This window comes from Janthinobacterium sp. CG_23.3 (assembly GCF_046115965.1).
GTDB lineage: Bacteria > Pseudomonadota > Gammaproteobacteria > Burkholderiales > Burkholderiaceae_D > Janthinobacterium.
Window position 1 is genome coordinate 85,940 of record NZ_JBJXIB010000005.1, and the last position, 7,528, is coordinate 93,467.

Consider the following 7,528-nt stretch of genomic DNA (forward strand, 5'->3'; position numbering starts at 1 on the left):
CGCCGAAACCAGCCAACGCAAGGCGCTTAGCGGCGCGTCGGCGTCAACACGCTCGGCAGCGCTTTCGGCAGCGTGGCTGGGTAGTCGCGGCTGAAGTGCAGGCCGCGGCTTTCGCGCCGCGACAGCGCGCTGTTGACGATCAGCGTGGCGACGTCGACCAGGTTGCGCAGCTCCAGCAGGTCGTGCGTGATGCGGAAGTTGCGGTAGTACTCGTCGATTTCTTCCTTGAGCAGCGCGATCCGGTGTTGCGCCCGCTCCAGCCGCTTGGTGGTGCGCACGATGCCGACGTAATTCCACATGAAGCGGCGCAGCTCGTCCCAGTTGTGCGAGATGACCACTTCCTCGTCGGCGTCGGTGACGCGGCTCTCGTCCCAGTCGGGCAGGTAGGGCACGGCTTTGCGTTCGCTGCTTTCAATGTCCTGCGCGCAGGCGCGGCCGATCACCAGGCATTCGAGCAGCGAGTTGCTGGCCAGGCGGTTGGCGCCGTGCAGGCCGGTGCAGGCGGTTTCGCCGACCGCGTACAGGCCCGGCAGGTCGGTGCGGCCGGACAGGTCGGTGACCACGCCGCCGCAGGTGTAGTGCGCCGCCGGCACGATCGGGATCGGCTGCTTGGTGATGTCGATGCCCAGTTCCAGGCAGCGCGCGTAGATCGTCGGGAAGTGTTCGATGAGGAATTCGGCCGGCTTGTGGCTGATGTCCAGGTGCACGTAGTCAAGGCCGCGCTTCTTGATCTCGAAGTCGATGGCGCGGGCGACGACGTCGCGCGGCGCCAGTTCGGCCCGCTCGTCGTGTGCCAGCATGAAGCGCGTGCCGGCCGCCGCGCCCGCTTCCGGCGGCAGCTTCAACAGGCCGCCCTCGCCGCGGATCGCCTCGGTGATCAGGAAGGACTTGGCGTACGGGTGGTACAGGCAGGTCGGGTGGAACTGGATGAATTCCATGTTCGAGACGCGGCAGCCGGCGCGCCAGGCCATGGCGATGCCGTCGCCGCTGGCGGTGTCCGGGTTGGTGGTGTACAGGTAGACCTTGCCGGCGCCGCCGGTGCACATCACCGTGTGCTCGGCCGCAAAGGTCAACACCTTGCCGCTTTCGGTGTCCTGCACGTACAGGCCGTGGCATTTCGGCTGGGCGTCGCGCTGGCCGCGTTTGTGGTCGAGCTTGTCGGAGGTGATCAGGTCGATTGCGCAGTGGTGCTCGAAGAGCGTGATGTTCGGATGCGCCCGTACCTTTTCCTCCAACGTCACCTGGACCGCGTGGCCGGTGGCGTCGGCGGCGTGGATGATGCGGCGCTGGCTGTGGCCGCCCTCGCGCGTCAGGTGGAAGCCCATCTCCGCGCTGGCGTCGCGGGTGAACGGCACGCCCTGGGCGATCAGCCATTCGATCGCCTCGCGGCCGTGCTCGACGATGAAGCGGGTCGCGCCCTCGTCGCACAGGCCGCCGCCGGCCACCAGGGTGTCGTCGATGTGCTGGTTGTGGCTGTCGCCGGAGTCGAGCACGGCGGCGATGCCGCCCTGCGCCCAGTTGCTGGCGCCGTCCAGCAGCGCGCGTTTCGAAATGATCGCGACGGTGCGCGTTTCAGCCAAATGCAACGCCACTGACAAACCCGCCAGTCCGCTGCCGACAATCGCTACATCAAATTTCATGACATTTAGTATTTTTGTGAGGAAGCATACTATAGTCCATTTACCATCCCGGCGCAGGCGCTTGCGTGAAATTGGCTATCGTTTAGCTCGTTGAGCGCCGCCCTTGTGGCCGCTCAATATACGCCGCGCACAGTCCGCCATGATGGCAGGGCCAGCGGCGCGGGCGTGGTGCCTTCCCGCTTGCCCTGGCCTTTGGGCTTAGCGTGGGAGCAATTATGATACGAATTTTCAGCCATTACGTCTCGAAAACGGCGTTTATCCTGTTGTTGCTGGAGGTACTGATCCTGCTGGTGGCGGCGTCGATGGCCTCGGCCCTCTGGCAGGCCGAGCCGTTGCAGGGGGCCGGCCCGGACCTGTACCTGTCCTCGCTGGCGTTCGCGCTGGTGATCGTCTTTAGCATGAGCGCGCTCGGCATGTACCAGCACCGCTCGCGCGAAGACATTCGCAACAGCCTGCTACGCATCATGCCGTCGTTCGCGCTCGGTTTCGGACTGCTCAGCCTGTTATTTTATTTGGTGCCGACCATCGACTTCGCCCGCGGCGGCAGCCTGATCTTCCTGTTCGGCGGCGTCGGCGTGCTGCTGACCCGGCTGGTGGTGTTCACCTCGGCCGAGTCGGCCATGCTGGAGTCGCGCCTGATCCTCGTGGGCGCCGGTGCGCTGGCGCGCGAGTGTATCGAGCTGGCCGCCAGCAAGATCGGCTACCACAAGTTTACCGTCGTCGGCTGCGTCGACGTGCCCGGCGAGGAATGCTGCGTGCCGTCGTCGGCGCTGTTGCCGGGCGGGCCGTCGCTGCTGGTGCTCGCCCGCCGCTACGACGCGCGCGAGATCGTGGTGTCGGTCAACGACAGGCGCAACGGCGCCTTTCCGGCGCGGCAATTGCTCGAATGCGCGCTCGGCGGCGTGCGCGTGGTCGACGCCGCCACGTTTTTCGAGCGCGAGGCCTGCCAGATCCGCATCGATTCACTGCAGCCGAGCTATCTGGTCTACGGCGGAGGCTTCGACCAGAGCTTCGTGCGCGCCGCCTCGAAGCGCGTCTTCGACCTCGTCGCCAGCGCCGCCATCTGCGTCGCGGCGCTGCCGGTGATGCTGCTGACGGCGCTGTGGGTGCACCGCGAGGACGGCGGCCCGGTGTTCTACCAGCAGGAGCGGGTTGGCAAGGATGGCAAGATCTTCAAGGTGCTGAAGTTCCGCAGCATGCGCCACGACGCCGAAAAGGACGGCACCCCGATCTGGGCCGCCACCGACGACCCGCGCGTGACGCGCGTGGGCCACTGGATCCGCAAGCTGCGCATCGACGAATTGCCGCAGATGCTCAACGTGTTGCGCGGCGAGATGAGTTTTGTCGGGCCGCGCCCCGAGCGCGCCTTCTTCGTCGAGCAGTTGAAGGCGCAGGTGCCGTACTACGACGTGCGCCACAGCATCAAGCCGGGCGTCACCGGCCTGGCCCAGGTGCGCTACCAGTACGGCGCCTCGGTCGACGACGCGGTGCAAAAGCTGCAATACGATATGTATTACGTCAAAAACAACAGCCTGTTCCTCGACCTGTTGATTCTGCTCGACACGGTCCAGGTGGTGCTGTTCGGCAAGGGCGGCCGGTGACGGCAACGGCGCTGACACCGGGCGACATTGCCGCGCTGAGTTATGGTCTGGCCTCGCTGGCCTTTTTCGCGCTGGCGCTGCTGTTGCTGAGCAACTGGCGCGCGCGCCGCCATAGCCGCGCGCTCGGCCTGGCCTGCCTGCTGACGGCGCTGTGGGCCAGCGCGACGGTGGCGTTGTCGCTGTGGCAAGACGCGCTGTGGCAGGGCACGCTGTCGCTGCCGGGCGTCGCCGTCGAGGTGCTGCGCTCGGGCGCCTGGCTGGTGTTCGTGCTGTTGCTGCTGAAGCCGGCCGGGCTGCGCCTGAAAGTCTATTTCATCGCCGTGGCGGCGATCGCCGCGCTGCAACTGCTGGCCGGCGCGCTGGCCGAGGCGTCCTCGTTCGCCTTCCCCGCGCTGCTGACGGTGATCGTCTGCCGCCTGCTGCTGGCGGTGCTGGGCATGTTGCTTGTCGAGCAGTGGTATCGCCACACGCCGCCGCCGCAGCGCTGGGGCATCAAGTTCGCCTGCCTGGGCATCGGCGGCCTGTTCGCCTACGACTTTTACCTGTACAGCGACGCCTTGCTGTTTCGCACCGTCAACACGGACATCTGGGCCGCGCGCGGCATCGTCAACGCACTGACGGCGCCGCTGCTGGCACTGTCGGCGGCGCGCAATCCGGCCTGGGAGCTGGGCCTGGCGATGTCGCGCCAGATGCTGTTCCGCTCGGCGGCGCTGGTCGGCTCCGCCATCTACCTGCTGGCGATGGCCAGCAGCGCCTATTACCTGCGCTACTTCGGCGGCGCGTGGGGGCCGGTGATGCAGGTCGCCTACCTGGGCGGCGCGGTGCTGCTGCTGGCCAGCGTGCTGTTTTCCGGCGCGCTGCGCTCGAAGCTGAAAGTGTTCATCAACAAGCATTTCTACAAGGCTATCTTCGACTACCGTGAGGAGTGGTTGCGCTTCACCCGCGTGCTGTCGCAGGACGGCCCGGGCCTGGGCGAGCGCACCATCCAGGCGGTGGCGCAACTGGTCGAAAGCCCCGCCGGCGCGCTGTGGATACGCCGCGAGCAAGACCTGTGCGAGCCGGCCGCGCACTGGAACATGCCGGCGCAGTCGGCCAGCGAGCCGGCCGGCGGCCCGTTTTGCCAGATGCTCGAGCAGCGCCAGTGGGTGGTCGACGTGCCCGAGTGCCTGGCGCAACCGCTGCGCTACGGCCAGTTGCCGCTGCCGGAGTGGGCGCGGGCGCTGCCGCAGTTGTGGCTGGTGGTGCCGCTGATGTTGCACGGGCGCCTGTTCGGCTTTGTCGCGCTGGCGCGCCCGCGCACCCGCATCAGCCTGAACTGGGAGGTGCTGGACTTGCTGAAGATCGCCGGCAGCCAAGCCGCCAGCTACCTGGCGCACCGCGAGTCGGCCGATTCGCTGTTGGTGGCGCGCCAGTTCGAGTCGTTCAACCGCATGTCGACCTTCATCGTGCACGATTTGAAGAACCTGGTGTTCCAGCTATCCCTGCTGCTGAGCAACGCGGAAAAGCACAAGGCCAATCCGGAGTTCCAGCGCGACATGCTCGGCACGCTCGACCATTCGGTGAAGAAAATGACGGCGCTGCTGCAAAAGCTCAGCCGCGGCCAGACCCAGGAGCTGGCCGCGCCGCTGTCGATCGAGCAATTGTTGGCGCACGCGGTGTCGTCCCGTTCGGCGCTGGAGCCGGCGCCGGCGCTGGAGATCGAGCACGGCGGCCTGACGGTGCTGGCCAACTGGAGCCGGCTTGAACGCGTGCTCGGCCATTTGATCCAGAACGCCGTCGAGGCCACCGCCAAGGACGGCCGCGTGCTGGTGCGCCTGCTGCGCGAGGACGACAGCGCGGTGGTCGAGCTGGGCGACACCGGCCAGGGCATGAGCGAGCAATTCATCCGCGAGCGCCTGTTCAAACCGTTCGAGTCGACCAAGGCGGCCGGCATGGGCATCGGCGTATTCGAGAGCCGGGAATACATCCGCGAAGTGGGGGGGCAGCTGGAGGTGCGCAGCAAGCCGGCGGTTGGCACCACCTTCCGGGTGATTCTGCCGCTGCACCGCGACGGCGCGGTCGCGGTGTAAAAACAAACCGGCGGCGTCGCGTCGGAGTCCGGCCGCGGATCTACGCCCTTGGTTTTGCAGACGGAACAACAAACGGAGCGCGACATGGGCAAGCAAAAACTGTTGGTGATCGAGGACGACACGGGGTTGCAAAAACAGTTGCGCTGGAGCTTAGACGCCTACGAGGTGCTGGTGGCCGGCGAGCGCGAGGCGGCGCTGGCGCATGTGCGGCGCCACCAGCCGGCGGTGGTGACGATGGACCTGGGTCTGCCGCCGGACCCGGACGGCGCCAGCGAGGGGCTGGCGACGCTGCAGCAGATCCTGGCGCTGGCGCCGGACACCAAGGTCATCATCCTGTCGGGCAACCAGGACCGCGCCAACGCGCTCAAAGCGATCGGCATGGGCGCCTACGACTTCCACCAGAAGCCGTTCGACGCCGACATGCTCGGGCTGGTGCTGGAACGCGCCTTTTACCTGCACGCGATGCAGCGGGAGAACCGGCGCATGCTGCAAACCCAGGCCGACTCGCCGTTGGCCGGCATCGTCAGCCGCGACCCGGGCATGCTCAAGCTGTGCCGCAGCGTCGAGAAGGTGGCGCCGTCGTCGGCGACGGTGATGCTGCTGGGCGATTCCGGCAGCGGCAAGGAGCTGGTCGCCCGCGGCCTGCACGCGCTCGGCGCGCGCCACGACAAACGTTTCGTGGCCATCAACTGCGCGGCGATTCCCGAGACGCTGCTCGAGAGCGAGTTGTTCGGCTATGAAAAAGGCGCCTTCACCGGCGCCGCCAAGCAAACCCTGGGCAAGATCGAGCTGGCCCACGGCGGCACCTTCTTCCTCGACGAAATCGGCGACATGGCGCCGGGCTTGCAGGCCAAGCTGCTGCGCTTTTTGCAGGAGCGGGTCATCGAGCGCATCGGCGGCCGCAGCGAAATCGCGGTCGACGTGCGCATCGTCTGCGCCACGCACCAGAATCTGAAGGAGCAGGCCGTGGCCGGGCGCTTTCGCGAGGACCTGTACTACCGGCTCAGCGAAATCGTGCTGACGATCCCGCCGCTGCGCCAGCGGGTCGGCGACAGCGCCTTGCTGGCGCATCACTTCAAGAACAAGTTCTGCGCCAGCGAGGGGCGGGCCTCGTTCAATTTTAGCCCGGACGCGTTGGCGGCGATCGAGGCCTACGGCTGGCCGGGCAATGTGCGCGAGATGGAAAACTGCATCAAGCGCGCGGTCATCATGTCGGACGGGCCGCAGATCGCGGTCGAGGACTTGGGCCTGCCAGAGGCGGCGCCGGTGGAAGACCCGGTCAACCTGCGCCAGGCGCGCGACGCCGCCGAATACAAGGTGATGGTGAAGGCGCTGGCGCGCTCCGACGGCAACATCGCCAAGGCGGCCGAGCTGCTCGGCGTCAGCCGGCCGACCCTGTACGATCTGATGAACCACCACGGTATCAAATAGCGCCGGCGGCGGCGTCACCGGCGGCGCCGGTCCACCTAGTCGCTATACCTCCTTGTCGACGGCCGGCCGGCGCTTCTCCGGCTCCGCCGGCGCCTCGGGCTCGGCCAGGATCTGCTCTGCCTCTTGCGGCTTCGCCGCGCGCTCCTTCAGCGGCACGTCCTGCCACTGCCCGGCCGCCTGCAACTGTTTTTTCAGCCCAGGCAGTGGAAAACCCTGTTCGTAGGCCTTGCTGGCGTGCTCGCGCGCCCGGGCGTAGTCTTTCTTCTTCGCGTACATGAGCCCCAGGTTGTAGTGGATGGTGGGCTGTTCCGGAGCCAGCCGCGCCGCCTCCCGCAGTTGCTCCAGCGCCGCCTCGGCGAGGCCGCCGGCCAGCAGGTAGGAGGCGTAGATCGAGCGCAGCGTGGCGTCGTCGCGCTTGAAGCGGACCGCCCGCTCGAAGTAGCAGAGCACGGTGTGGCGCGCCCCGGCCGGCTGGGCGGTCTTGCCGCGCAGGCCCAGCCGGGCCATCGACGCCAGCGCCCGGTGGTGGTTGGGGAAGTGTTCCAGCGTGTAGCCGATGTCGCCGCCCAGCGACGCCGACAGGCCGCGTACCAGCGTTTCCACTTCTTTGGTGAAGTGGTACTTCTCGACCACTTCCAGGCCTTGCCGGTCGTCGCCGTTGGTGTAGTCGCCGCCGGGGCTGCGGCGCACATAGTCGTCGCAGTCGGGTGGGGGGGGGGGGGGGGGGGGGGGGGGGGGGGAGGGGAGGGGAGACAGACAGAAAGAAAAGAAGAACGACAGGGCTTGG

5 protein-coding genes are annotated in these 7,528 nt (G+C 67.3%); 3 read left to right on the forward strand and 2 right to left on the reverse strand.

Annotation, left to right across the window (positions count from 1 at the left end):
• Window positions 1–26: 26 nt before the first annotated feature.
• A complete protein-coding gene (nadB, locus tag ACFDR9_RS03285) occupies window positions 27–1,640 on the reverse strand; it encodes an L-aspartate oxidase (protein ID WP_026132589.1) in 1,614 nt (537 codons plus the stop codon).
• 215 nt (window positions 1,641–1,855) lie between these two features.
• Here nadB and ACFDR9_RS03290 point away from each other — a divergent pair, with 215 nt between their 5' ends.
• The 3 genes from ACFDR9_RS03290 to prsR all read left to right on the forward strand — a co-directional run bounded on the left by ACFDR9_RS03290 (window position 1,856) and on the right by prsR (window position 6,741).
• Window positions 1,856–3,241: a TIGR03013 family XrtA/PEP-CTERM system glycosyltransferase gene (locus ACFDR9_RS03290; protein WP_409030063.1), complete on the forward strand. Its 1,386-nt coding sequence runs from the start codon at window positions 1,856–1,858 to the stop codon at window positions 3,239–3,241.
• On the forward strand, window positions 3,238–5,310 hold the full coding sequence (prsK, locus tag ACFDR9_RS03295; protein WP_017875455.1) for an XrtA/PEP-CTERM system histidine kinase PrsK: 2,073 nt from the start codon (window positions 3,238–3,240) through the stop codon (window positions 5,308–5,310). Before ACFDR9_RS03290 ends, prsK begins: the two co-directional genes overlap by 4 nt.
• 84 nt (window positions 5,311–5,394) lie before the next feature.
• Entirely contained in the window at window positions 5,395–6,741 is a 1,347-nt protein-coding gene (prsR, locus tag ACFDR9_RS03300) for a PEP-CTERM-box response regulator transcription factor (RefSeq protein ID WP_409030064.1), read from the forward strand.
• Between the two features lie 42 nt (window positions 6,742–6,783).
• Here the strand turns inward: prsR and ACFDR9_RS03305 are convergent, their stop codons facing one another.
• Window positions 6,784–7,521: a tetratricopeptide repeat protein gene (locus tag ACFDR9_RS03305; protein ID WP_409030066.1), complete on the reverse strand. Its 738-nt coding sequence runs from the start codon at window positions 7,519–7,521 to the stop codon at window positions 6,784–6,786.
• Between the last annotated feature and the right edge of the window lie 7 nt (window positions 7,522–7,528).